A 23,368-nucleotide genomic window follows, 5' to 3' on the forward strand; every position below is an offset into this window, starting at 1 on the left:
TCTTGCGCGGGCGCGGGATATGGCGCATCGTTGCCGCCCAGCAGCAGGGGCGAAACGCGATGAACGATGACGGCAGGCCGGCCTTTCTGACCACCAGGGAAGTGGCCGATCTGCTGCGGGTGAAGGAACGCAAGGTCTATGACCTGGTTGCCGCCGACGAGATCCCGCACCGGCGGATCACCGGCAAGCTGCTGTTCCCCTCCGCCGAGATCATGGCATGGGTCGGTGGCGAACCGTCGGTTGCGGGCGCCGAGCGACCCGCGGTCCTGACCGGTTCGCACGATCCGCTGCTGGACTGGGCGCTGCGCGACTCGGGCTGCGGGCTGGCGGCGCTGGTGAACGGGTCGCTGGGCGGGCTGGATCTCTATGCGCAGGGCGGGGCCGTGGCCTGCGGGTTGCACCTGCCCGAAGAGGAGGACGGCTGGAATATCGCAACCGTCGCCGCACGCGGGCTGCGCGACTGCGTGCTGATCGGGTGGGCCGCACGCGCGCGTGGATTGATCCTCGGCGCCGGGGTTCGGGACCGGGTGACCGGCTTTGCTGACCTGCGCGGGCTGCGCATCGCCCTGCGCCAGCCCCAAGCCGGCACCAGCGCCCTGTTCGACCGGCTGTGCCACGAGGCCGGAATGACCGCCGCCGATCTGACCGCAGCGCCCGGGGTGGCGCGCACCGAAAGCGAGGCCGCGATCTCGGTTGCCGACGGCGCCGCCGACACCGCGCTGGGCATCGAGGCGATGGCCCGCCGTTTCGGGCTGGATTTCCTGCCGCTGATGCAGGAACGGTTCGACCTGCTGATCGACCGGCGCGCCTATTTCACCGCGCCGGTTCAGCAGCTTCTGGCCTTTGCACGGACGGATGCGCTGACGGAAAAGGCCGCAGCCATGGGCGGCTACGACCTGTCCGGGCTGGGCACGGTGCGCTGGCTGTCGCCCTGATCCGCGTCAGCCGCCCGCGTTGGGAAAGAACAGCTGCTGGCCATCGACCTTGAACCCGGCGATGGCGGCCTGGCCTTCGTCCGACAGCACCCAGTCGACGAATTTCTGGCCCTGTTCGGCCTTCACGTTCGGATGCTTGTCGGGGCTGACCAGGATGATGCCATACTGGTTGAACAGCCGCTCGTCGCCTTCCACCGCGATCGTGTAGTCGCCCTTGTTGCCAAAGGCGATCCAGGTGGCGCGGTCGGTCATGATATAGGCGCCCATGGCGGTGCCGGTGTTCAGCGTGGCGCCCATGCCCGAACCGGTTTCGCGATACCAGTCGCCGGACGAGCCCTGCGCATCGACACCCGCCGCTTTCCACAGCCGCAGCTCGGCCTTGTTGGTGCCGCTGTCATCGCCGCGTGACGCGAACGGGACCTCGGCCGCGGCGATCTTCTGCAGCGCCGCGACCACGTCCGACATGCCGCCGATCCCCGCCGGATCGGCCGGCGGGCCGACGATGACGAAATCGTTGTACATCACGTCCTGGCGCAACACCCCGTCGCCATCGGCGACGAATTTCTCTTCCGCCGGCTTGGCGTGCACGAACAGCACGTCGCCATCCCCGTTGGCCGCGTTCTTGATGGCCTGGCCGGTCCCCACCGCGACCACGCGCACCTCGATGCCGGTTTCATCCTGGAACATCGGCAGGATATGGTCGAACAGGCCCGAATTCTGGGTCGACGTGGTGGATTGCACCACGATGAAATCGTCCGCGGCCGCGACCGGCAGGGCTGGCAGGGCCAGCAAGGCTGCGGCAGCCGCCGCGATGGCTGTGCGTCTGAACATGGAAACTCCCTCGCTCTTATTCAGAATGTCCGCTGGGACGGCTGCAGGTGCAGCCGCCCGTCACGCCAGGCGATGGCCGCATCGGACCGGGGCGCGTTCAGCACCTGCGCCACCGGCCCGTATTCGGCCACCCGCCCGTCATGAAGAAACACCAGATCGTCGCCCAGGCGCCGGGCCTGCCCCGGATCATGGGTCACCATCACGACGGTCACGCCGTCCCCATGCGCCTCGTTCACGAGATCCTCGATCATCTGCGTCGATTGCGGATCGAGGCTGGATGTCGGTTCATCGAGAAACAGGACCCGCGGGTGGCAGGCCAGTGCGCGGGCCACCGTCAGCCGCTGCTGTTCGCCGCCCGACAACACGCGGGCCGGCCGCCGGGCGAGATGGCAGAGACGGGCGCGCTGCATGGCTTCGTCTTCGCGGGCGCGGCGTTCGTCGCGCCGAAGCCCGCGCACCGACAGCGCGAAACGCAGGTTCGCGCGAACAGAGCGGCGCAGCATCACCGGGCGCTGGAACACCATCGCCTGCAACCGGCGGGCGGCCCGGTCCAGCGGGCGGCCCTCCCACAGCACCGCGCCCGCCGAAGGCTGCAACAGCCCGTGCAGCAGGCGCAGGGTCAGGCTCTTGCCCGCGCCGTTGGGCCCCATGATCACGGTGCGGCGGCCCGGCCGGATCACCAGGTCAAGCCCGTCGATCAGCCGCGCGCCACCGGCCTCGAATGTCAGGCCGCGGGCTTCGAGCAGGCCGGGCGCGGCCTGCTGCCGCTGCGCGGGCATGGCCGACGGGGCGGAATGCAGCGCCAGGTCAGACATAGGCCGCCCTCACCGCCGATGCCCGCAGCGCCATCACCGCCGCGTTGATGGAAAAGGCGATCGCCAGCAGCACCACGCCCAGCGCCAGCGCCAGTTCGAGGTTCCCCTTCGAGGTTTCCAGCGCGATGGTCGTGGTCATCACGCGGGTGACATGGTTGATGTTGCCCCCAACGATGATCACCGCGCCGACCTCGGCCACCGCGCGGCCGAACCCGGCCAGCGCCACGGTCAGCAGGCTGTAGCGGGCATCCCACAGCAACGCCGCGACCCGGTCCAGCGGCCCCACGCCCAGCGATTCGAACTGCTCGGCATATTCGCTCAGCAGATCCTCGACCACCTGCTTGGTCAGCGCAGCGACGATCGGCGTGACCAGAATGGTCTGGGCGATGATCATCGCCATCGGCGTATAGAGCAGCCCCAGCGGCCCCAGCGGCCCGGCGGCGGAGAGCATCAGATAGACGGTCAGCCCCACCACCACCGGCGGCAGCCCCATCAGCGCGTTCAGCACCACGGCGACCAAGGCCCGGCCGGGAAAGCGGAACGCGCCGACCAGCGCCCCCATCGGCAGGCCGATCACGCAGGCGACCGCCACTGCGGTGAGCGTGACGCGCAGCGACAGCCCGATGATCTCGGCCAGATCGCGATCGCCGGCGAGGATCAGCCCCAAGGCGTCGGTAAGTATGCCACCAAACCCGTCCATTCCTGCATTGATTCCACCAGACGGGAAAAAATGCAAGAAAATGCACCCTCACGACAGAAGACACCGGGCCGGACGGTGATGCGCCCGGCCCGGCGGGCCGCCTACCAGAGCGCGACCGGGTTGATGATCATCTGCACGGTTCCCTTGATCCGCGCCTGCCCCAGGACGAACATGAATTCCTGCACGCCCTGCGCGACCAGCGGGCCGGTATTCATGGTTTCCAGGATATAGATGCCACGCTTGGCCAGCAGTTCCACATGGCCATAGAACACCCCGTCGCCCTCGGCGGGCGGCACCGCTTCGAGCCCCCAGGTGTCGGCACCCACCGCCATCGGGTCCATATCCCCCACATAGGCGGTGGCGGCGTTGTCGAGCCCCGGTTCCTGGCTGACCCATCCGGCGGGATCCGATTCCAGCTTGGCGTCGGTCCAGCCGGTATGGAACAGCACCACGTCGCCGGGATTGACGGTGACGCCCTGCGCCTCCATCGCCGCCTTGACGTCATCGGTGGTGATCACCTGCCCGCCTTCCAGCGCCTCGACGCCGAAATGCCCGGCCATGTCCACGATCACGCCGCGCGCGACCAGCGGCGGGATCTGGTGCACCCCCAGTTTCTGCAACCCGGTGATGTTCACGAAATCCCGGGCGTTGTTGCAGTTGTAGTAGATGTTCGCTTCGCCCAGGTGGCCCAGCCCGTCGATCTGCGGCCCGGTGCCGAACCAGAGCTGCGCCAGGTCGTCGTTATAGGACGCGTCCCAGCCGAAATCTCCGGTCAGGGTGCGGCCGTTATGCTGCCCCGGCGACACCACCTGCAGCGAGGTCGAGCGGGGCGGAAAGGCCGGCATCTTGGGATCGACGACGATGCCGAGCGGCGCGCTGTTGCCGGTCTTGACCAGCTTGAGCGCCTCCAACGTCCGGTCCGGGCTGACGTGATTGGCGGCGCCGATCTGGTCGTCCGCCCCCCATTTCGAGGGAACGCAATCCTCGGCCCAGGCGGGCGACAGGCCCGGTCCCAATGCGGCAGCAGCGGCCACGGTCGCAGCCAGGGTTGCGGTTTTCAGTCTGATCATGTTTTGCCTCCTCCCAATGGCCGGGGCGGGCTGCGCCGGCCTGGCGAGGGCGACTATAGTCCGGGAAACCGCCATCGCGAAGGCCGCAGGTCGCTATCCCGCGCCGCCCAGAATGGCCAGCCAGATCCAGACGGTGAAAATCGTTGCGCCGGTGGCAATCAGCACCGAGGACGCGGCAACCCGTTTCGCGCGGCCATACATGTTGGCAAAGATGTAGGCGTTGAACCCCGGCGCCATCGCCGCGTTCACGACGGCCGAGCGGAACAGGTCCTGCGGCAGCGACATCGCGGTGCCGAAGGTCCAGACCAGCGCCGGGTGCAGCAGCAGCGACACGGCACAGACATAGATGATGGTGCGCAGGTCGCCCTCGGGGCGATATTGCACCAGCACGCCGCCCAGCGCGAACAACGCCCCCGGCAGGGCGGCGCGGGCAACCATGGCGAGCGCCCCGTCCAGCGCCTCGGGCAGGGCGAGACCGGTCAGGTTGACCAGGAACCCCAGCCCGATGGCCAGGATCAGCAGGTTCCGGAACATGGCGTTGAGCACCGACGCGACCATCGCCCGCCCGCTCTTGCCCCGGTGGCGGACGATCTCCATCACGGTGATGCCGATGCCGTAGCAGAACGGCGAATGAAAGGCGATGATCGCGTAGTTGCCGGTCAGGTTGCCGGCGCCATAGGCGCGTTCGGTGATCGGCAGCCCCAGCAGGATCGAGTTCGAGAACAGGCAGCAGAACCCGATCGCGACGCTGTCTTCCCAGTCGCGGCGAAAGATCAGCCGCGCGCCGTAGAGACCGGCGAGAAAGCACAGCAGCGCCCCGGCATAGAAACTGCCCAGCAGGCGGGCATCCAGGCTGGCCGACAGGTCCAGCCCGGCGATGGCGCGGAACAGCAGGCAGGGGATCGCCACGCTCTGGGTGAATTTCATGATCCCGTCGATCTGGCCGGCGCTGAACCAGCCGCCCCGCGTCGCCGCGTAGCCCGCGCCGATGACCAGGAAGACCGGCAGGATGACGTCGATCAGGGTCTGCATGACGGGCAACCGCAGCGCCGGTTGCTGGCGGCGGGAGCCTCCGGCGGGGATATTTGGGGCAAGAGGAAGATGCCGGCCCGCCTAGACCGGCAGGCGCAGGGTCATGCCGTCATGGGCGGGCGTGACGTTGTCCGGCGTGTCGTTGGTGACCTCGTCGTAATCCATGTCGATATGCATGTTGGTCAGAACCGCCTGTTTCGGTTTCGCCTGCGCGATCCAGTCCAGCGACCGTTCCAGATGCGCATGGGTGGGGTGCGGGTCGCGGCGCAGCGCATCGACGATCCAGATGTCGAGATCGCGCAGTTCGTCCCAGGCGGCATCGTAGATCTCGGCCACGTCGGGCAGGTAGGCCAGCCCGCCGATCCGGAACCCCAGCGCGTCGATGCTGCCATGGCCGACGGTGAACGGACGGAACGGGATCGGGCCGCCGGCGCCGTCGATGGTGAACGCGCCGTCGATGGTCTTCAGGTCGAGGATCGGGGGATAGGGCGAATCGTCGGGCTGCACGAAGGCGTATCCGAAACGCGACAGCAGCGCCTCCTGCGTATGCGGGTCGGCCCAGACCGGAATGCGCGCGCGCATGTTGAACACGACCATGCGCAAATCGTCGATGCCATGCACATGATCGGCGTGGAAATGGGTATAGACCACCGCGTCCAGGCGCCCCACCCCGGCATCGAGGAGCTGGCTGCGCAGATCGGGCGAGGTGTCGATCAGCACCGAGGTGGTGCCATTGTCGCCCGTGCGTTCGACCAGCAGCGAACAGCGGCGGCGGCGGTTGCGGGGATTTGACGGGTCGCACCGGCCCCAGTGGCCGCCGATGCGCGGCACCCCGCCTGACGAACCGCTGCCGAGGATGGTAAAGGTCAGCCCGGCCATCAGGCCGCCGCCCGGTCATGCACGGCCTTGGTGAACAGCCGGTCGAAATTGGCCTGGGTCTGCGCGGCAAAGGCGGCATAGTCCATGCCGAACAGGTCGGCTCCGACACGCGCGGTATGGGCGGTGAAGGCGGGTTCGTTGCGTTTGCCGCGATGCGGCGGCGGCGCCAGGTAGGGCGCGTCGGTTTCCACCAGGATACGGTCCACCGGCGCGGCGGCGAAGATATCGCGCAGCCCGGTGCTGCGCGGGAAGGCGGCGATGCCGGACATCGACAGGTAGAAGCCCAGGTCCAGCGCGGCACCGGCCAGCGCGGCGGAGGAGGAAAAGCAGTGCATCACGCAGTCATAGGCGCCGTTGGCGTGCTCTTCGGTCAGGATCCTTGCCATGTCGTCATCGGCGGCGCGGGCGTGGATGATCAGCGGCAGCCCGGTTTCACGCGCCGCCGCGATATGGATGCGCAGGCTGTCCTTCTGCACCTGCGCGCTCTCGGCGGTATAGTGATAGTCGAGCCCGGTTTCGCCGATACCGACGAATTTCGGATGCCGCGCCAGCGCGACCAGCTGGTCCACGGTGGCCATCGGTTCCTCTGCCGCGCTCATCGGGTGGGTGCCGGCGGCGTAGAATACTGGTGCGTGCGCCTCGGCGATGGCGCGCACGGCGGGTTCGTTGCGCAGCCGCGTGCAGATGGTGACCATCCGGGTGACCCCGGCGGCGGCGGCGCGGGCGACGATGCCGTCGAGCTGACCCTCGAAATCCGGGAAATCGAGGTGGCAGTGGCTGTCAGTGATCTCGGCGGTGGTTTGGGGTTCGGTGCTCGTCATGCCTGCTGGCGGGCCTGTCCCGCGGCGGTCTGCTGGATACTGAAGACCGTATCTAGGACAAGCGCGGCAGGGTCAAGGTTGACCGCCCGCCCGCGCCGGGTGCGGTCGGCGACCTGCGCGGCGGTATCGGCCCAGGCCCGTGCGGCGGCGGCGCTGGGCGCCAGTCGCGCCAGCATCCCGGCCTCGCCCGGCGCGGCCTCGGGCATGGGCGGCGCCCCCGCGGCGCCGCAGCGCGCCAGACGTGCCAGCGCTATGTCGATCAGATCGAGCGCGAGGTCGAACCGGTCCTGCGCCCTGGGGCCGGTCATGGTTTCGGCCAGCCGCAGGGCGCGCTGGCGATCGGGCCGAGGCATGGCGCCGAGGATCGCCACCAGTTCCGCATAGATCTCCTGCCCGCCGAGATGGATCAGCCGCAGCGCGGCGCCCACCGACCCGCCCGCCAGCGCGGTCAGGTGGTCGGGGTTTTCGACCGCGGGCGCCCCGGCCTGATCCAGCGCCAGCGCCAGATCGTCGGGGCCGAGCGGCGACAGGCGCAGGCTGCGGCAGCGGGACCGGATCGTCGGCAACAGGCGTGACGGCTGGTGCGACACCAGCAGCAGCGTCGCCCCGCGGGGCGGCTCTTCGAGCATCTTCAGCAGCGCGTTGGCGGCCGAGATGTTCATGTCGTCGGCGGCATCGACGATCACCACGCGGCGCCCGCCATCGGGGGCCGAGAGCGCAAAAAACTCGCGCAGCCGCCGGATGTCGTCGACGACGATTTCGCCGCGCAGCTTGTCGGTCTTGTCATTGACGGTGCGGGTCACGCAGGCCAGCCCCTGCGTGGTCCCGGCGGCGATCTGGCGGGCCACCGGGTGATCCGGGCCGATATCGAGCGGCGCGGCGGGCGGCGGGGCGCCGAACAGCCCGTCATCGGCCGCCGGCGCGGCCAGCAGAAACCGCGCGATGCGCCAGGCCAGCGTCGCCTTGCCCACCCCGCGCGGGCCGCTCAGCAGCCAGCCGTGATGCATCCGCCCGGCGTTGAACGCATCGAGAAAGCCGGCCTCGGCGGGATGCTGGCCGAACAGGCGACCGGTTTCGCGCGGATGCGGCGCACCGTCGATCCGGTCGGGGGCCGGCGCGTCGGTCATGCCAGCGCCCGGGCGGCGACGGCGCGGATGTCAGCGGCGACCGCAGCCGGATCGCGGTTGCCGTCGATGACCCGGACCCGCGCGGGATAGTCCCGCGCCAGCGCCAGGAACCCGTCGCGCATCCGCGCCTGCAGACCGGCGCCGAAGGTTTCGAACCTTTCTTCGGCCCCCTGCCGCCCGAGCGCGCGGGTCAGCCCCGTTTCCGGGTCCATGTCGATCAGCAGCGTCAGGTCCGGTTCGCAGCCGATCATCAGATCGTGCAGCTGGTCCACCAGCCCGCGCAGATCGCCGCGGGACATGCCCTGATACATGCGCGTGCTGTCGGCGAAGCGGTCGCAGATCACCACCTTGCCGGCGTCCAGCGCGGGGCGGATCGTGCGTTCCATGTGGTCGCGCCGCGCCGCGGTGAACAGCAGGATCTCGGTTTCCGCCGACCAGCGGTCGGGATCGCCCTGCAGCACCAGCGCACGGATTTCCTCGGCGCCGGGCGACCCGCCGGGTTCGCGGGTCAGCACCACGTCGTGGCCATCGCCGCGCAGCGTATCGGCCAGCATCCGCGCCTGGGTGGATTTTCCGGACCCGTCGATACCTTCGAAACTGATGAACAGGCCGCCCCGGTCCGGCGCGGCGGGCACGGTGGTCACAAAGCGCCCCCGGTCTGTTCCAGCGCCCGGCCCAGCAACAGCCCGGCGGCGGTCTTGAGACGCACGGTGAACCCGCCATAGGGCACCGCCTGGTCGGCCACCAGCGGACGGCGGATTTCCGGCAGGCCCTCGGGCCTGAGCACCAGTTCCGCCAGTTCCTGGCCTTCGGCAATCGGTGCCTGGACGGGGCCGGAATAGACCACCTCGGCGGGCACATCGTCATTCAGCAGCACCGGCAGAAGCACCGTCAGGTCGGAGACCGGCACCAGACCTACCGTCTGGTCGCGCCCCATCCAGACCTCGGCCCGGGCGATTGGCGTGTCCGAGCGGGCAACGGTTTTTTCGGCAAATTGACGAAAGGACCAGTTCACGATCGCCGCCGCCTCCTCTGCCCGCGTGGTTTCGGTGTCGATGCCAGAAATCACGAAAATCACGCGCCGCCCGTCCTGCTGCGCCGAGCCGACCAGGCCGTATCCCGCTTCGGACGTGTGCCCGGTCTTGAGCCCGTCCGCCCCGATATCGAGCGTCAGCAACGGGTTCCGGTTGCGGGTGTTGCTGGGCGCCCGGCCATCAAACCGGTACTGTTCCTCGGCAAACAGCGGGTAGAATTCCGGAAAATCGACGATCAGCCGGTTGGCCAGGATCGCGAGGTCATGCACCGACATGCGATGCCCCGCGGCGGGCCAGCCATTGGAATTGGCAAAGGTCGAATTCGTCATCCCCAGCTGTTTCGCGCGCTGCGTCATGTAGCGCGCGAACCCGGCCTCGGTGCCGTCCGGGCTCAGCGCCTCGGCAATCACCACGCAGGCGTCATTGCCCGACAACACGATGATCCCGCGCAGCAGGTCCTCGACCCGCACCTTGTCCTGGGTGTTCAGGAACATGGTCGAGCCCTTGTAGCTCATCGCGTGGGTCGACACGGGCAGGGTTTCGTCCAGCGTCAGCCGGCCCTCGCGCAGCGCCTCGAAGGCGACGTAGAGCGTCATCAACTTGGACATCGACGCCGGCGGCAACGGCTCATCGGCGTTCTTGGACAGCAGCACCGTGCCGGTCCCGACATCCAGGACATAGGCCGCGCGAGCCGACGTATCAAAGGCCAGCGCCGTCAGCGGAGCCAGCGCGACCAGGGCCGCAGCCAGCCCGGATCGAACCATCGTCAGTATCATCATTCCGTCTCCTGCGCGGTTGCAACAGTGGTGGCCGAACCGGTCAGTCCGGTCCAGAACCGGGCCAGCCCGCCGGGTCGGGCCTCCGGGGTGTCGGCGGTGTCTGCGGTCTCTGCGGCTTCGGCCGTCTCGGTATCCTCGGCCGGGCCGGTGTCGCCGGTGGCCGGCGTGGGGTCGGGCGCGGGTCGCAGCGCGGTCACGCCCAGTTCGACCGGCGCGCCGGCCAGCATGCCCAGTTCCGCCGCCGCCTCCGACGACACCTGGATGCGCGGCCCCGGCATGGCCCGTTCGCGGCGGAACAGCGCCCCCGTCACCGACCGGCCGTTGGCGGCGTTGCGGATCAGCACCTTTTCCGGGTCCGTCACATCCGGGTGAGCCACCCAGATGCCACCCAGCGAAGGCCGCCCGTCCCACAGACCGGCTTCGGTCGCCTGGAACACCTCCGGCGCCGCGACATCGCCCGCCGGCACGCCCGCTGCCGTCTCGGCACCACCGGCGCCCGACCCGATGCCCAGCCCGATGCCCGTCCCGATGCCCTGCGCACAGCCCGCCAACGCGACCGCCGCAACCAGCCCGAACACCCGACCGGCCCGTCCGCGGAGTTTCATTATTCGTCCCATGCCCGTTTCCCGCCTGCTCCGGCACGCTGGTCTATCGCCATTCCCGGTGCCGCCGCGCAAGCATAGCGTGCGCGTCAGGCAGAGAAAAGCCTGCACGGAGATCGTGAAAACCGCTTGTTTCCCGCCCCCCCTGCGCCTAAATCTCGCGCGCATCGGTACCCCGGTGCCGCCAGCCTCACCTCGAGACACGGCGGCACAGGACCCGAAGGAAGCGTGGCCGAGCGGTTGAAGGCACTGGTCTTGAAAACCAGCAAACCTGAAAGGGTTTCGTGGGTTCGAATCCCACCGCTTCCGCCAAATAACCCTCAAAAACCCTTAGAAAACAACACACTAGTGGTAGATGGAATTGGTTACCCATCAGTTTACCCCCACTAGGGACCGAGGATAGTGAACAGATCGGCGGTGGTTCCGCCGTTTGGCGTCTCGGTCAGGAACAGGGTCAGCTCGCCGCCGATGATACCCCGCTCGTCACCGGAGACAGGAAAACCCGGGTTTACCTTCCGCCACGCCGCGCACCAGACATCCAGGTCCTTCATCCAGAGCAGGAACGGTTCGTGGACCTCGCCGGTGTCGGCCAGTTCCAGACGCCCGGTCAGGTAGATCGCTTTTCCCTTCAAGCGGGCTGCGCGCATGATGTCGAACCGCGCGAGGATGAACCGCTCGCCCTTATATGTAGACCACGCTTTCATACTCTTCACTAACCTCTATTTCAGACATGGCGTATCGAAGCGCCGCGACCACATGATCCTCGCCAACCGACTTCCTCGGCAGTCTGACCTTGTTCGTCTTTGGATCGACCGCCCAGCGCAGCGCCTTGAATTCTTCGGCCGCCGTGGGGCAGTCAGGGCTTATCAGTATGTCGCAGCTTTGCAGCTTCCTTAGCCCCGCCAGTTCGGACCCCGGCCCTTTCTTCGCCGGATACGCCGCCACCCGGCCCGCCGCGTTGATGGCGTCTATCATCAGCGGCATGGCGCTGTCGGCTATCACGCGATCAAGCCCGCACCTTTCCGGCAGTTCGGACAGGCGATGATTCGGCACGGATCGCTCAACCGCTTCCTTCGCGACATACAGCAAGGCTCGGGTTTGTTCGGGGACATAGTCGGGGCGCTCATGCGGCTGGATCAGATACGCCAGCACGGCGGCCGAAGGGTCCGGGCCGCCGTAGCCGAAGTCCATCCCGCCGAGTTCTTCGACCTGTGGGTGTTGATCCCAGTCCAGATAGCCGTGGCTGACATGGTGGAAGATCGTCGCTTCCGACAGGGCGAGGTATGCGCCGCGCCAAATGTGGTTGAACTTCTCGCGGCTGTCGCGCTTGAAGCTGGCTCGCATCTCAGCGGCAAGGCGGGTGCGGTAGAGGTAGGGGTTGCCGTCCACCTGCATCAGTCCGACAAGGCTTCGCTCGGGCGGGTGATCGCCTCGGAATAGCTGGTCGACGGGCGAAGGTTCCTCGCCGGGGTTCCATGTCCAGACGCATCGGCTTCCAGCGGCGCGGATCGTCGGCAACACGATATCAAGGCTGCGCTGGCTGAGTAGCTGCGCCTCGTCGGTCCACAGGATCGAGACCCCTTCAAGCGCCTTGCCGACCGAGTCCGCGTTGTAGCCGGTCAGGCCGATGAAAAAGACAACGCTGCCGGTCCTCGTATTGCGTAGTTCATAGTCCGTCGACTCCCAGTCAGCCGCCCACCGGCTTTCGCGGGCCTTGGCGTCCAGCAGTTCCTTGCTGCTTTCCTTAATTCGCTGCATGAACTCCCGCGCCCCGGCCACCCGCTCACGACCCACGGAGGCCGCTTCTATGATCGCCTCAGCGGCCCGGTGGCTTTTCGAACCGCCCCGACCGCCGAATGCGGCGAGGTGTTCGAACGCCGGGTTGGCGATCTGTCCGAGCGGGTCGAGATGAACCCCGTCAGGCGGGTTATAGGCGAACATCTCCGGGACAGCGGCAGCGGCGGCGGCAGCGGCGGCCTCGGCCTCCGGGTGGGACAGGGTGGCCACCGTGGTGGGGTGAGTCTCATAGGGAACTTGCAAGGCGCGGCACTTGGCGGCGTGGCGTTCCAGATAGGTCGCCGGAAGGCGCTCGTCGCCCCATGGCGCATAGTACATCATTCCGCCGGTAGGATATGCGGCATACCCGCCTCCAACTGCTCTTGCGTGTAGAGGATCGGTTGCTTGCCCGCCGCGTAGATCGCTTCAAGCTGCTCGTCGGTGCAATCCGGGTGGATCAGGTTCGCGACTTTCTCGGGCGCTGCTGGTGGCGCCACGGCGGCCTGCTGCTGCAACTCGACTTTCTCTGCGATGCCGAGGGCGCGGCCGATGAAATGCGGGTTCAGCAATCCGGCAGCAGCGCCGGTGAACTTCTGGTTGTATATGGCATCTTCGATCTTCGCGATTACCGGCCGCAAGTCCTCGCGCCGGTTCCGCCATTTGTTGAGGCTACCCCGATGAAACCCGGCATGGATTGAGAACCCTTGCAAGGTCATCGCGCGCATCTTGGCGACCTTGGTCCTGATAACGGTGCCTTTGCTGGCAAAGACCTTTTCTTCGAGCAGCGGCGCTGCGTTGACGTCTGCGGCGTAATCCAAGAACGCCTGCCACAGGTCTTCCGGGGTTTCGAAAGTCTTCATGTGACTGCAGAGGACGGGCGCGCGTGCGCCGAACTCCAACCGCTTGGCCGCGGCTGCGAGCGGTGGCGGCGGGGCGACGGGGCCCGGTGGGCGCGGTGGGGGCGGTGGGGGCGGTCGCAGCGCCTTCATCACCCCAACCTCCTACCCTTGAACGCATCCAGCATGGACCGGGGCGGGTTGCTGGGCTGCGGGGCGCTGCTGCTGTTCTTCTTCGGCTTCGGGCTGACAGGCTTTTGACCGAGGCGCGGCGATCCCGGCTTATAGCTTGGCCCCCGTGGGCCAGCGGGCGGGTTCGTGAATACCACGGGCGGCAGGTTCTTCTGTCGCTTGAGCAACTGGATGCCGTCCCGCGTCGACATGTAGCCGAACTCTCCGGTGATCCAGCTTTTCAGCATGTCTAGCTGTTCCTCGGTCAGATTGTCCTTCCCGGCAAGCCAATCGTTCAGTTGCATCGCCGTGACCGGTACCTCGTTGCGGAAGGCGAGCAGCATTGACTTCCGTTCGTCGCCCGTCTGCCGGGCGACCCGCTTCCTTAGCGCATTCACGCGAAAATCTCCTTCAATCTGGCTGCGGCGGCCTCGGCTTCCCGCAGCGCCTTGCGTTTGTACTCTTCCATCCTCGCGCCCTTGTTCGCCGGAAAGGTAACCACGCTGACTTCCTCCAATTCGCCGCGCGTGATGACGAGCTGTTCATCGCCGATCAAGTCCACGTCGAGCGGATAGAAGCCCACCGAGAAGTTCAGACCCCCGGCGGCCTCAACGGCGGCGATCAGGTCTTTCGCGTAGGAGATGCGGTCATCAATGTCCGCCTCCATCCACAGACCTTTCGGCTTGGTTTCCAGCTTCCGAATTCGACCGAGGGGCAGGCGGGCATCGTGGAAGGCGAGCAGGCGGACGCCATCGGGACCGGTCAACCCTTTCTGCCGGATCGACGCGTCGAACGCGCCTGCGGCCACGACATGCCCGACCCGGTCGGCTTCCGGCGTCGAAGCCCAGCCGCTAATCTGGTAGGTCATCGCAGCGCCCTCAATCGTTCCAGCGCCGAGTTCATCGACCGCTGCGCTTGGTCGAGCGGGTCGCTGGCCCCCGTGCGGCGAGCCTTGACCAACACTTTCAGGTCATCCATTCCGACGCGCTTGCCGTCTGCGGCCTTTTCGATGACCCGCAAGACCTCCGCTTTCTGACTCGATGTCAGCCGATCAAGGTCGACCCCTTTCATCGGGTCGCCGACCAGCTTCCCGTTTTCAACTATCTTCATCGCGGATCATCCTTGCGGCTTCTTCGAAACTCTTGGCCTGCCCTCGGGCGACCATCCTGACCGCGCGAGCACTGTAGCCCTGCATCTCTTTCAGCCCCTTGGTCAGAAAGATGCGGCCCAGCTTGCTAGCGCTGATCCCGAGTTGCGCAGCTTCCTTGTCGACCTGCGCCCTGATATCGGCGGGCACGCGAACCTGAACCATTCGCTTTTCCATGTACTTCTCCACTAAAGAGGGGGGTGCAACCATCAAGGCGCACCCCCAGTCAACTTAGCAATTGCAATCGCCCGTAAAGGTGACATTCGAATTATGGGCGCATTCCCATTTCAATTCAATAAAACAATTTAATTCGCATTCCCGATACTTAATGTATTAAGTACCTAATGTCGGGTAATGGGACTGGTCTAATGCGGTTCCCAAAATTTGGGAACCGCTGATCGCTACTGCGCTGGTCGGGTTTGGGGGTCTCTTTGAATTTCCAAGAAACCCTCAACCAGACCGCAGGTACCCGGGCGAGGTTCATTGCGGTGGTTGGTCTTGAAGCGATCTCGGAAATTCCGAGATCGCATCCATTCACCGAAGCGTTGATCGCTACCGACACCAGCGGCTCTAGCGAAGGCACCCGCCAGATGGCGCGGGCGAGGTTCATTGAGTCGCGTACTCGATCTTTAGGAAGGTTGCGGAAATTCCGCAACCTTATCCACACTCCGAACCGACCAACAATCCGGGCGAGCGAGGTTCATAAGGTTGCTGCGTTGGTCGGTCTTGAAGCGGTCTCTAAATTTTTGAGACCGGAGCCACTCACCGAAACGTTGATCGCTACCGACACCAGCAATCCCGCAATCCGGGCGTCGACCACTAAGGTCTCGCAATTTCCGAGACCCCAACCAAACGCCATTAGGACTACTTAACTCCTACTGCACTCGGAATAGAGGACTTCTTGACTGAATTCACCTCAAACCGTGAGTTAGACCTGTTAACTCCTACTGCACCCAGAAATTGAAATAGAGAACTTCTTGACGACGCCTTTCGCATTCACGACTAGGACATCTTGACTCGAAACACCCCAATTCACGGGTATTCCAGTTCAGCGAAAAAGCGCATTTCAGCAGTTGGAGTCGGGAAGTAAAGATGCGGGCCACGGCGATGCGAGAACTGCGGTCTGGCCGCCGTGGGGGATGGGGATCGCCCCGCGAAACCCCCTTCCGCACCGGGATTGGCGAAAATCAGCGCCCTCGGAGAGCGATTCTCCGGCGCCTGGAGGCGCGGTAAGGCGCTTCAGGGATGGTGGGGCGCCGAAAATGCGATGAGGCGCCTCCTGGCGCAGATTTACCGCCCCTTTGCGCCCCTATGGCGGGCGCCCCTCACGGCGATATAGCGCGAGGCGGGGCGAATGGCGGGTGAAAGGGGGTGTTCGGCGCCTCTTTCAGCAGTTCTAGTGTCGGCGGTTGGGCGCTGGTCGGGGCGGCACCCTAGTCCTGACTGGCCCCCGTGGGGTAGGGGGACGCGCCTGCGCTCAGTGGTGGTCTCTTTCCGTCGAAAATTCCGGCAATTCCGGATTCCCCCGCCTTAGGAAAGGCGGGGGGCGGAATCCGAGCGAATTCTTATAGGTGGACAATTCCGGCGCCGGAAAATGGATTTTCGATGAAAAATCAATGGGTTATCGGAAATTTGTCCGGCGCAAAAAGGCCGGAATTCCGGCCGGAATTCCACCCCGGAAAAGCGCCGGAATTTCAGCCCCCAAATTCCGGCGCCCCGGAATTCCGATTTTGCCATGCTTTAAGCCATTCCATCCCGGTATTAGTCAGCTTTAGCTGACGGTCCCCCCGAACCGACTTGACCAGCTTCTCTTTCTGCAGTTTCGTCATTGTATCGTAGACTGTGGTCTTTTTGAAGCTGACCTTACCGAGGCCAGCGATGTCGTATCCTTCGACGATCGCTTCCACGATGTCGGTTCTAAACGCGTAGTCATTCTCGCTCAGATAGATCAAGATGGCATCTTTACAGCCAATCTCAGTCGTCTTAACCACGGTGGCCTGTTCTTTCGTGAGCGGCGACGCCACGACCGTGGCAAAGGGATTGCCGTTTTTGTCGACCAGTTTCTCGTGGCCGGTGTAGGTCAGGATCATCTGGCAATCTTCGAAGGGAATGCCGCGCAGTTTGTTGTGACCAAGCCTAAGCACTCCGTTGACGTTTCGAAGCGTGAAGTTGAAGTCAATCTCGGCCCATATCGCGCTGCCCCCGCGTGGAAGGAGTTCGGACGCGCTCGATGCGCTCTTGGTTGGATGCGCCAGAATGAGTACCGCCGGCCTTCCCGGCAATTCGGTCAGCTTCCGCAACTCTTGCGTGAATTGCTTCGCCTGCGTGTTGCTGTTCTCGTCATCGCCGCCATAATAGGCCGCGAAGGTATCGACGATGATCAGTGAAATCTCATGGCCGTGGTCTTTCAAGCCTGCCGCCAAGGCTTCCCGAGCAGCCGGGATATTGATGACCTGCGGAATGACTAGTATGTTGTCTAGGTTCAGTTCGTCCCTGTAAACGGTCTGCAAGCCGAACATGCGGGCGCGAACATCGTCGGGGTTCTCGCCGGAAAGGTACAAGACCTTCCCTTTCTCGACCTTCCGTCCGCAGAAATCGGACCCGCTGGACACGCAGGTCGCCAAGAGCATCGCCACCAATGTCTTACCAGTACCGGGCTGCGCCGTTACCGTTCCGGTCTGCCCCCGCTGCAAGACTCTGTCTACGATGTATTCAGGCGGCTTGTGATCGCTGAGGAACTCATGGCCGTTTTGCAGTTTGAAGGTGCCGCAGGCTGCTGTTACTCGCTCTAAGATTATTCGCGGTTCGCGCTGAAGTATCCTCACGCTGCCGATATGGGTAAGCCCTTCCCACATCTGCCGTCCATGCTCCGCTGTCGCGTCGCCGTAGAGGGCGTTTCGGACATGCTCATGCAGATCGCCCCGCCATCCACACCCCACGGCGGCCAAGTCAGCGCTATCGAAGTAGTCACGGCCGACCATCTTCTTCACAGTCTCGGACAGGGTGTAGCAATGGCCGTCGTCGTACAAGCAGGTGCTATAGGACTTGGATTGCTGGTCGGGGTGGTGCCAATTACGGCCCCCGTCGATTGTCGTGAAGCCGAGCGCTTCAAGCATTTCCTCTGTCGGGTAAAGGCCGCGGAAAGCGCTGAGTATACCGAACCGCTGCGGCTTCGGCGCCTTTTTGTTCTCGGCCCGCCATGCCTCATGGATCACATTCGTGGCCTCAATCAACGCCTTAGATTGTTCCGACTTTTCAAAGGCGATCGTACCGGGATTGATGAGGTGCTCGTAGAATTCGCCGCGGTTCTCCGACATCGAGGAGTGGGAGAGCCAGCTTGCCTGCGGCCTCGTCGTCTGCCTGGACTTCGAGCCGGACGCCTTGATGGCGGGCTGACGGCCGCCGCTTCCTTCCCCGTTTGATCCAGAGCTCCGACTTCGGCGGGGCGCATTGACATTCTCCGGCGCGCGCCTCGTCGCGCCGGTCGCTACCCCTATGCCCAAAAGGAAGACAATATGACTGACCAGACCTTCACCTCCCGTCCCGGCTCCGACATCGGCAGCGTCGTTTCGTTTCCCATCGGCGCCGGATCGCCGGAACGCATCGCGGCGCGCATGGAAATGGAGCCGGCGCCGAACGGTATGTCAGGTGAGTATTCGCTGAACGCCGATGGCATCTACAAGCTGCAACCGGGCGAGGACGAGGATCTTGTGCCGGTGCGGATCTGCTCGCCGCTGATCGTGAAGGGGATGTGCCGCAGGCAGAAGAGCGGCGGCTGGGGGCGTGTCGTTGCAATCGAGGATCCGGATGGGAACTGGCATGAGGTGATCCTTGATGCCCGGGATATCTCGAAGAAGTCCGCCGCGGCTCTGGGTCCCTTGTTCGATCATGGGCTGGAACTGGCACCAGTCGAGAAGGCAGCACAGAGTGTGGCGGACCTGATCGCGACATGGCGGCCGGCAGCGCGGTATCTGCGTTCGGATCGGCTGGGGTGGGCCGACAAGAATTTCGAGACTTTCACACTGGGGGATGGCCGGGTGCTCGGCAACGGGCTTGTGGTGACCGATACGGTCTCGGACGATGTTGCTGCCGCGATGCAGGCAAGGGGCAGTCTGGAGAGCTGGCGGGCTGCTGTGGCCGAACCCTGTATCGGCAATCCGCTGATGATCCTGGCGTTGTCTCATGCGTTCACCGGGCCGCTCCTGTCGATGTTGGGGCGCGACGGAGGAGGGTTCCATCTGCGCGGCGTCTCTTCGCGCGGCAAGTCCACGCTGCTGGGGGTCGCTGCCTCGGTTTGGGGCGCGCCCAACTTCGTTCAGAGCTGGCGCGGGACGGATAACGGTATCGAAGGGATCGCCGCGGCCTGCAACGACAGCCTGCTGGTGCTCGATGAGCTCCACCAGGTGGATCCGCGCGTGGCCGGGGAGATTGTCTATATGCTGGCGAATGGTCGCGGGAAGATGCGGTCGGCCGCGAATGGCCGGGCTCAGCGAACGCGACGCTGGACCGTGCCCGTGCTGTCGAGCGGTGAACTCTCCCTGGAGGAGCACATGGCGAGCGGCGGCCGCACCATGTATGCAGGGCAGGACATCCGGCTGATCGACCTGGCTGCCGATGAACGGCTGCATGGCGCCTTCGACTGTTTGCACCATGAGGCAGATGCGAGGGCTTTCGCCAAGCTGATGATACAGGCCGGGCAAGAGAACTATGGCGTGGCAGGCCCAGCCTTCGTCGAGAGGCTCATCAAGAACCGGACCAAGCTGGAGGACTTCAGCCGCCTTGTGGACGGTTTCTGTCGCTTGTGGGGCAAGAAGGCAGACCTTCCGCCCGACGGGCAGGTCCAGCGTGTCATGGAGCGGTTTGCCTTTGCCGCGCTTGCCGGCGAGACGGCGACGACTTTTGACCTCACCGGCTGGCACCGCGGAACTGCGCTGTCGGCTGCGTTCGAACTGTTCAGGATCTGGCTCGACGCGCGCGATGGGGCCACACGCGCCGAGATCGACAAGGCTGTCGAGCGGACCCGGGCCTACATATCGACGAACCTGGAGCGCTTTGCAGTGGTCGGCGCCGGAATGGGCGAGCCTCTCGACGGCTGGCGGGATGAGGGGTGGATCTACATCACCCCCGATTGCTGGCGCGGGATCCATCAGGGTCGCGATGCGGTCGAGATGGCACGCATCCACAAAGACGCCGGCCATCTCAAGACCCAGAAGGGGGACGGGCTGCAGTTCAAGATGGGGCGCGAAGTGCCTGGGCGTCCCAGGGTCTACGCAGTTCGGGCGACGGAGTTCGCCGCCACTTCCGGCGACTGAATGACAGAAGCAAGGAAACAGGTGCGCGCCAGCAGGGTGCGCACCTGCGATGGCCCGGACCATTGGGACCAAATCGGCCGTTCTTGACGGCGTGAAGCACGCAGCGTAACACTGGTCCGACTGGTCCGACTGGTCCGACTGGTCCGACTGGTCCGACTGGTCCGACTGGTCCGACTGGTCCGACTGGTCCGACTGGTCCGACTGGTCCGAATTGTCCGGAAGGTTCGCGCGACTTTCTTGCCGAGTTCCCGGCCCTGTCAGAACACACGCCCAAGCAACCGGCGCGTTTCGGGCAAGTGGTTGAGGCTCGACGCGACCCTTGACCTCCATTTCGGGCCGCGGGACAGCGCATCCTCGTAGGCATCGCGCAGCTCATCCGGGCGGTCCTCCGCGAGAACCTCGATCAGGAAGGCGGCCTGGCGCCGGTCCTTCTCGACCTTGATGCCATCGTCCCCGGCACGGCGGCGATCGGCGACGATCAGCTTGTGGATGGCGAACCGCTCAGGCTGCGGGATCTGCACCAGAACCCCGCTGCGATAGGTCACGGCGGCCCTGATCGGTTCCGCGATCAGGTAGTTCAGGTGATGCAGCCCCTGCGCGTCCACGCCGAGCGCCGACAATTCGCGAATGCCTTCATCCTCGCCGAAGGCCGGCGTGAGGAATTCGACCAGGGTATCGCCGCGTGTCTGCTTCCAGCGCCAGGTGCGACCGGCCTTCAGGCTGGGCTGCGGCGCAAAATCGAAGTCTCTGAACACCCGTTCAAGAGGCGGGGCCGCAATGTCCTCCAACACCAGCGACAACCGGGAGAAACTGGCGATGTCGATATCATCTGTCTGGGCGGTCATGTCGGTGTCGAAGCGGATACCCAGTTCCCCCTCGTAGAGGCGGAACGCATGTGTCCCCACGATGGTTCCGCCAAGGCGAAACACGCCCGAGGCCGCCATCGCCGCGAGGAGGCTGCCGGTGGCCGCATCAAGACCCAGGAAACCCTCGGCCCGAAGCAGCCGCACGAGACGCGTCCTGTTGCGGCGGCGTTCCTCCTGCCGGGTCTTCAGGGTTTCGTGCCTATCGAGCCGGTCACGAAGCTCCTCGCTATCCTCGCCGACATAGCGCTTCTTGACCGCCGATCCGATGCGGTAGGTATCATACCAGTAGACCTTGCCGCGTCTCTCGACGCGCGTGGGCGTGCCCCTGATGTCGGAAACAGCATCGTCCTGCAGCGATCGCAGCAGGTCGTGATAGGCTGGCCGAGCGCACCGATCGCTGAGAGCGCTCAGGGATCGCGTTTCGAATCCTGTGCTGTCACCGTTCGAAAACAGTCGTGGTCGCAGCCAGTGAGCGCCCCAGCCAACCGGGTAGGCTTCCTGATCACAAAATCGGCCTGTCCGCCTGAGGCGGCCAAGTTTTTTCGTCGAGCTTCTGCGTTCCGAGGACCATCTTGCTATAACGCTTGGTAGACAAAGATCATCGAAGGAACTGGACACATGAAGGACTGGGTAGGCGTAGGAGCGATTGGCAACGAAGGGGGCCGTTCTCTGCACCGCCGCATGCGCCAGGAATTGCGCGCCAAGCTGCTCAATTACGACTTTACGCACTTCATCACATTGGCGTCTAGCGCCGCAGGGCCGCCCCAGGGGGAAGGGAAAGCTCGACCCGCACCGGGCCTTCTTTGCCGAGATCATCGGCCAGGACGGTGATATCACGATGTCCGAACTTGCTGCGGCCCTGCTCGCCGCAACTGGGGTACTCGCCCAAAGAATGCTGGAACTATCTTGAGGCTGCCGGATATGCCTCAGGTTAAAGGCGGAGCGCTCTAACAACTATCTGTGGGGTGGTTCTCGCCGGGCAGCCACACGAACGCAAAGGGCCGCCCCATCGGGCGGCCCAATTTTCGATGCGCCGCGCGTCAGTTGCTGGCGGGGGCGCGGTAATCCAACGGCGGCTCACGGTCGCCGATCAGCGCGACATAGCTGAAATCCGAGCCGCGGGCCTGCTGGAACTCGGTCTTTGCCGCCTCGATGAGCTCGGGCGACTGGAACAGCTCGGCCGCGGCGGTGGCCAGCGTCTCGGCCGCCAGTTCGGCGCCCTTGTAACCGAGCGCGGTGCCGCCCGCCGCGACCGCCTGCCAGCTATGCGCCCAGGTGCCCGGTACCCAGGTCGCCGTGCCCAGTCCGGCGGTCGGCGTGACCCAGCTGACATCGCCCACATCGGTGGAAAAATAGCCCTGCTCGCCAAAGGAATAGGGCTGGGTCTCGGCATAGGTAGCAATCTCGGGCGCGCCTTTCAACGACGCGTACAATTCCTGGGCAAAGGACATTTCCTCATCGGTCCAGCTGAGCGGATCGGCGGCGCGCAGGTTGCGGTCCATCAACTGACCCAACACATCGTTTGGCAGGACGGAATAGACGCCGCCCACCCGCTCTGTGGTGTACTCCGTCCCGGTTCCCAGCGCGGCGCCCTGCGCGGCGGCCTCGATCCGGGCAAAGACATCGGCCACCACCGCCGGATCGGGATGGCGCACATAGATGTAGGATTCGGCGAAATCGGGCACCACGTTGGGCGCCTTGCCTCCATCAGTAATGACATAGTGAATCCGGGTTTCCTGCGGCACATGTTCGCGCATCATGTTGACCATCATGTGCATCGCCTCGACCCCGTCCAGCGCCGATCGGCCCTTGTCAGGTGCCATGGCGGCATGTGCTGACTGTCCGGAAAAACGGATCTTCGCGCTGACATTGGACAGCGAGCTGCCTTGCGCGGCCGAATTGCGATCCGACGGGTGCCAGTGCAGCGTGATGTCGACATCGTCGAACAGCCCGGCTCGCACCATGTAGACCTTACCCGAGCCGCCCTCTTCGGCAGGGGTACCGTAGAGCCGGACCTGACCCTCGGAGCCCGTCGCTTCCAGCCAGTCGGCCACGGCGATGGCGGCAGCGACCGATCCTGCGCCGAACAGGTGATGGCCACAGGCATGACCCGCATCCAGCCCCTCGACCGGCTGTTTGTCCGGCGTGGCGGCCTGCGAAAATCCGGGCAGCGCGTCCATTTCAGCCATGATGGCGATCACCGGCCCCGTATCGCTGCCGCGGCTGGCGACAAAGGCGGTCGGAATGCCCGCGACGCCCTGTTCGATGCTGAAACCATGCGCCTTCAGTTCATCCTGCAGCAACGCGGCGGTCTGCGTTTCCAGATAACCCAGTTCGGGGTTATGCCATAGCGTCTCGGCTACCTCGGTCATGCGCGGATAATACTCGGCCAACGTGGCGGAGATATCGGCGCGCTGCGCCTCGCTCAGGGGGCCGGCAAGCACGGCCGGCGGGGCCGCCAGAACCGCCAGCGAGACGGTGGACAGGAAATGCGAAAGTTTCATGGGCGTTGACCTTGCATGGAATGGGACGGCCAATGGATTGGCCCTCGATGCGTGTTTGTCAATGGATGGCGATCCTGTACTGCTTCAACTCCGTGTCATACGAAGTCCAGTTCCTGGTCTTGTACTTCGTC

General features: G+C 65.1%; 23 protein-coding genes and 1 tRNA gene. 3 read left to right on the forward strand and 21 right to left on the reverse strand.

Going from position 1 to position 23,368, the window contains the following annotated elements:
• Positions 1-59: 59 nt before the first annotated feature.
• Entirely contained in the window at positions 60-935 is an 876-nt protein-coding gene (locus C6Y53_RS05975) for a helix-turn-helix transcriptional regulator (protein ID WP_106471611.1), read from the forward strand.
• Between the two features lie 6 nt (positions 936-941).
• On the opposite strand, the gene C6Y53_RS05980 is transcribed toward C6Y53_RS05975, so the two are convergent.
• The 11 genes from C6Y53_RS05980 to C6Y53_RS21155 form a co-directional block, all read right to left on the reverse strand.
• Complete coding sequence (locus tag C6Y53_RS05980; RefSeq protein WP_106471612.1) at positions 942-1,766, reverse strand: ABC transporter substrate-binding protein; 825 nt, start codon at positions 1,764-1,766, stop codon at positions 942-944.
• Positions 1,767-1,786: 20 nt separating this feature from the next.
• Positions 1,787-2,581, reverse strand: coding sequence for an ATP-binding cassette domain-containing protein (locus C6Y53_RS05985; protein ID WP_244614951.1), 795 nt, complete (start codon positions 2,579-2,581; stop codon positions 1,787-1,789).
• A complete protein-coding gene (locus tag C6Y53_RS05990) occupies positions 2,574-3,281 on the reverse strand; it encodes an ABC transporter permease (protein WP_106471613.1) in 708 nt (235 codons plus the stop codon). Before C6Y53_RS05990 ends, C6Y53_RS05985 begins: the two co-directional genes overlap by 8 nt.
• A gap of 101 nt (positions 3,282-3,382) precedes the next feature.
• Positions 3,383-4,351 carry a cyclase family protein gene (locus C6Y53_RS05995; RefSeq protein WP_106471614.1) on the reverse strand — a complete coding sequence of 323 codons (969 nt, stop codon included), beginning with the start codon at positions 4,349-4,351 and terminating at the stop codon, positions 3,383-3,385.
• A gap of 93 nt (positions 4,352-4,444) precedes the next feature.
• Positions 4,445-5,383, reverse strand: a complete 939-nt coding sequence (locus C6Y53_RS06000) for an AEC family transporter (protein WP_106471615.1) — start codon at positions 5,381-5,383, stop codon at positions 4,445-4,447.
• A gap of 81 nt (positions 5,384-5,464) precedes the next feature.
• The gene (locus C6Y53_RS06005) at positions 5,465-6,262 is read right to left on the reverse strand and encodes an MBL fold metallo-hydrolase (RefSeq protein WP_106471616.1); all 798 of its coding nucleotides are present in this window, start codon (positions 6,260-6,262) and stop codon (positions 5,465-5,467) included.
• Positions 6,262-7,083: a TatD family hydrolase gene (locus tag C6Y53_RS06010; RefSeq protein ID WP_106471617.1), complete on the reverse strand. Its 822-nt coding sequence runs from the start codon at positions 7,081-7,083 to the stop codon at positions 6,262-6,264. Before C6Y53_RS06010 ends, C6Y53_RS06005 begins: the two co-directional genes overlap by 1 nt.
• Positions 7,080-8,210, reverse strand: a complete 1,131-nt coding sequence (locus C6Y53_RS06015; RefSeq protein ID WP_106471618.1) for a DNA polymerase III subunit delta' — start codon at positions 8,208-8,210, stop codon at positions 7,080-7,082. The genes C6Y53_RS06010 and C6Y53_RS06015 overlap by 4 nt, the downstream gene beginning before the upstream one ends.
• A complete protein-coding gene (gene tmk / locus C6Y53_RS06020; protein WP_244614997.1) occupies positions 8,207-8,764 on the reverse strand; it encodes a dTMP kinase in 558 nt (185 codons plus the stop codon). Before tmk ends, C6Y53_RS06015 begins: the two co-directional genes overlap by 4 nt.
• Positions 8,765-8,850: 86 nt before the next feature.
• Complete coding sequence (locus C6Y53_RS06025; protein ID WP_425300348.1) at positions 8,851-10,023, reverse strand: D-alanyl-D-alanine carboxypeptidase family protein; 1,173 nt, start codon at positions 10,021-10,023, stop codon at positions 8,851-8,853.
• Positions 10,020-10,628 (reverse strand): hypothetical protein, encoded by a 609-nt coding sequence (locus C6Y53_RS21155; protein ID WP_425300349.1) that lies wholly within the window; start codon positions 10,626-10,628, stop codon positions 10,020-10,022. The genes C6Y53_RS06025 and C6Y53_RS21155 overlap by 4 nt, the downstream gene beginning before the upstream one ends.
• Before the next feature lie 219 nt (positions 10,629-10,847).
• Here C6Y53_RS21155 and C6Y53_RS06035 point away from each other — a divergent pair.
• A tRNA-Ser gene (locus C6Y53_RS06035) sits at positions 10,848-10,937 on the forward strand.
• A 74-nt stretch (positions 10,938-11,011) separates the two neighbouring features.
• Here the strand turns inward: C6Y53_RS06035 and C6Y53_RS06040 are convergent.
• The 8 genes from C6Y53_RS06040 to C6Y53_RS06075 all read right to left on the reverse strand — a co-directional run bounded on the left by C6Y53_RS06040 (position 11,012) and on the right by C6Y53_RS06075 (position 17,872).
• Positions 11,012-11,338 (reverse strand): hypothetical protein, encoded by a 327-nt coding sequence (locus tag C6Y53_RS06040; RefSeq protein WP_211299544.1) that lies wholly within the window; start codon positions 11,336-11,338, stop codon positions 11,012-11,014.
• Positions 11,307-12,743: a PBSX family phage terminase large subunit gene (locus C6Y53_RS06045; RefSeq protein WP_106471620.1), complete on the reverse strand. Its 1,437-nt coding sequence runs from the start codon at positions 12,741-12,743 to the stop codon at positions 11,307-11,309. The genes C6Y53_RS06040 and C6Y53_RS06045 overlap by 32 nt, the downstream gene beginning before the upstream one ends.
• Positions 12,740-13,390 carry a terminase small subunit gene (locus tag C6Y53_RS06050; protein ID WP_106471621.1) on the reverse strand — a complete coding sequence of 217 codons (651 nt, stop codon included), beginning with the start codon at positions 13,388-13,390 and terminating at the stop codon, positions 12,740-12,742. The genes C6Y53_RS06045 and C6Y53_RS06050 overlap by 4 nt, the downstream gene beginning before the upstream one ends.
• A complete protein-coding gene (locus tag C6Y53_RS06055; RefSeq protein ID WP_106471622.1) occupies positions 13,390-13,806 on the reverse strand; it encodes a hypothetical protein in 417 nt (138 codons plus the stop codon). The genes C6Y53_RS06050 and C6Y53_RS06055 overlap by 1 nt, the downstream gene beginning before the upstream one ends.
• Positions 13,803-14,276, reverse strand: coding sequence for an HK97 family phage prohead protease (locus tag C6Y53_RS06060; protein WP_106471623.1), 474 nt, complete (start codon positions 14,274-14,276; stop codon positions 13,803-13,805). Before C6Y53_RS06060 ends, C6Y53_RS06055 begins: the two co-directional genes overlap by 4 nt.
• Positions 14,273-14,518 (reverse strand): hypothetical protein, encoded by a 246-nt coding sequence (locus tag C6Y53_RS06065; protein WP_106471624.1) that lies wholly within the window; start codon positions 14,516-14,518, stop codon positions 14,273-14,275. The genes C6Y53_RS06060 and C6Y53_RS06065 overlap by 4 nt, the downstream gene beginning before the upstream one ends.
• Positions 14,505-14,732: a hypothetical protein gene (locus C6Y53_RS06070; RefSeq protein ID WP_149615464.1), complete on the reverse strand. Its 228-nt coding sequence runs from the start codon at positions 14,730-14,732 to the stop codon at positions 14,505-14,507. The genes C6Y53_RS06065 and C6Y53_RS06070 overlap by 14 nt, the downstream gene beginning before the upstream one ends.
• Before the next feature lie 1,517 nt (positions 14,733-16,249).
• On the reverse strand, positions 16,250-17,872 hold the full coding sequence (locus C6Y53_RS06075) for an AAA family ATPase (protein ID WP_106471626.1): 1,623 nt from the start codon (positions 17,870-17,872) through the stop codon (positions 16,250-16,252).
• A gap of 198 nt (positions 17,873-18,070) precedes the next feature.
• Between C6Y53_RS06075 and C6Y53_RS06080 the strand changes: the two genes are divergently transcribed.
• Positions 18,071-19,867 carry a DUF927 domain-containing protein gene (locus C6Y53_RS06080; protein WP_106471627.1) on the forward strand — a complete coding sequence of 599 codons (1,797 nt, stop codon included), beginning with the start codon at positions 18,071-18,073 and terminating at the stop codon, positions 19,865-19,867.
• A gap of 257 nt (positions 19,868-20,124) precedes the next feature.
• Here C6Y53_RS06080 and C6Y53_RS06085 read toward each other — a convergent pair whose 3' ends face one another.
• Positions 20,125-21,549, reverse strand: coding sequence for a nucleotidyltransferase family protein (locus tag C6Y53_RS06085; protein ID WP_106471629.1), 1,425 nt, complete (start codon positions 21,547-21,549; stop codon positions 20,125-20,127).
• A 224-nt stretch (positions 21,550-21,773) separates the two neighbouring features.
• Complete coding sequence (locus tag C6Y53_RS06095) at positions 21,774-23,237, reverse strand: amidohydrolase (protein WP_106471630.1); 1,464 nt, start codon at positions 23,235-23,237, stop codon at positions 21,774-21,776.
• Positions 23,238-23,368 lie beyond the last annotated feature (131 nt).

This window comes from Pukyongiella litopenaei (genome assembly GCF_003008555.2).
Taxonomy (GTDB): Bacteria; Pseudomonadota; Alphaproteobacteria; order Rhodobacterales; family Rhodobacteraceae; genus Pukyongiella; species Pukyongiella litopenaei.

Coding starts and splice junctions, on each gene's coding strand:
- C6Y53_RS05975 (WP_106471611.1), top strand. CDS start 60: ATGAACGATGACGGCAGGCCGGCCTTTCTGACCACCAGGGAAGTGGCC.
- C6Y53_RS05980 (WP_106471612.1), bottom strand. CDS start 1,766: ATGTTCAGACGCACAGCCATCGCGGCGGCTGCCGCAGCCTTGCTGGCC.
- C6Y53_RS05985 (WP_244614951.1), bottom strand. CDS start 2,581: ATGTCTGACCTGGCGCTGCATTCCGCCCCGTCGGCCATGCCCGCGCAG.
- C6Y53_RS05990 (WP_106471613.1), bottom strand. CDS start 3,281: ATGGACGGGTTTGGTGGCATACTTACCGACGCCTTGGGGCTGATCCTC.
- C6Y53_RS05995 (WP_106471614.1), bottom strand. CDS start 4,351: ATGATCAGACTGAAAACCGCAACCCTGGCTGCGACCGTGGCCGCTGCT.
- C6Y53_RS06000 (WP_106471615.1), bottom strand. CDS start 5,383: ATGCAGACCCTGATCGACGTCATCCTGCCGGTCTTCCTGGTCATCGGC.
- C6Y53_RS06005 (WP_106471616.1), bottom strand. CDS start 6,262: ATGGCCGGGCTGACCTTTACCATCCTCGGCAGCGGTTCGTCAGGCGGG.
- C6Y53_RS06010 (WP_106471617.1), bottom strand. CDS start 7,083: ATGACGAGCACCGAACCCCAAACCACCGCCGAGATCACTGACAGCCAC.
- C6Y53_RS06015 (WP_106471618.1), bottom strand. CDS start 8,210: ATGACCGACGCGCCGGCCCCCGACCGGATCGACGGTGCGCCGCATCCG.
- tmk (WP_244614997.1), bottom strand. CDS start 8,764: ATGCTGGCCGATACGCTGCGCGGCGATGGCCACGACGTGGTGCTGACC.
- C6Y53_RS06025 (WP_425300348.1), bottom strand. CDS start 10,023: ATGATGATACTGACGATGGTTCGATCCGGGCTGGCTGCGGCCCTGGTC.
- C6Y53_RS21155 (WP_425300349.1), bottom strand. CDS start 10,628: ATGAAACTCCGCGGACGGGCCGGTCGGGTGTTCGGGCTGGTTGCGGCG.
- C6Y53_RS06045 (WP_106471620.1), bottom strand. CDS start 12,743: ATGATGTACTATGCGCCATGGGGCGACGAGCGCCTTCCGGCGACCTAT.
- C6Y53_RS06050 (WP_106471621.1), bottom strand. CDS start 13,390: ATGAAGGCGCTGCGACCGCCCCCACCGCCCCCACCGCGCCCACCGGGC.
- C6Y53_RS06060 (WP_106471623.1), bottom strand. CDS start 14,276: ATGACCTACCAGATTAGCGGCTGGGCTTCGACGCCGGAAGCCGACCGG.
- C6Y53_RS06065 (WP_106471624.1), bottom strand. CDS start 14,518: ATGAAGATAGTTGAAAACGGGAAGCTGGTCGGCGACCCGATGAAAGGG.
- C6Y53_RS06070 (WP_149615464.1), bottom strand. CDS start 14,732: ATGGAAAAGCGAATGGTTCAGGTTCGCGTGCCCGCCGATATCAGGGCG.
- C6Y53_RS06075 (WP_106471626.1), bottom strand. CDS start 17,872: ATGTCGGAGAACCGCGGCGAATTCTACGAGCACCTCATCAATCCCGGT.
- C6Y53_RS06080 (WP_106471627.1), top strand. CDS start 18,071: ATGACTGACCAGACCTTCACCTCCCGTCCCGGCTCCGACATCGGCAGC.
- C6Y53_RS06085 (WP_106471629.1), bottom strand. CDS start 21,549: ATGATCTCGGCAAAGAAGGCCCGGTGCGGGTCGAGCTTTCCCTTCCCC.
- C6Y53_RS06095 (WP_106471630.1), bottom strand. CDS start 23,237: ATGAAACTTTCGCATTTCCTGTCCACCGTCTCGCTGGCGGTTCTGGCG.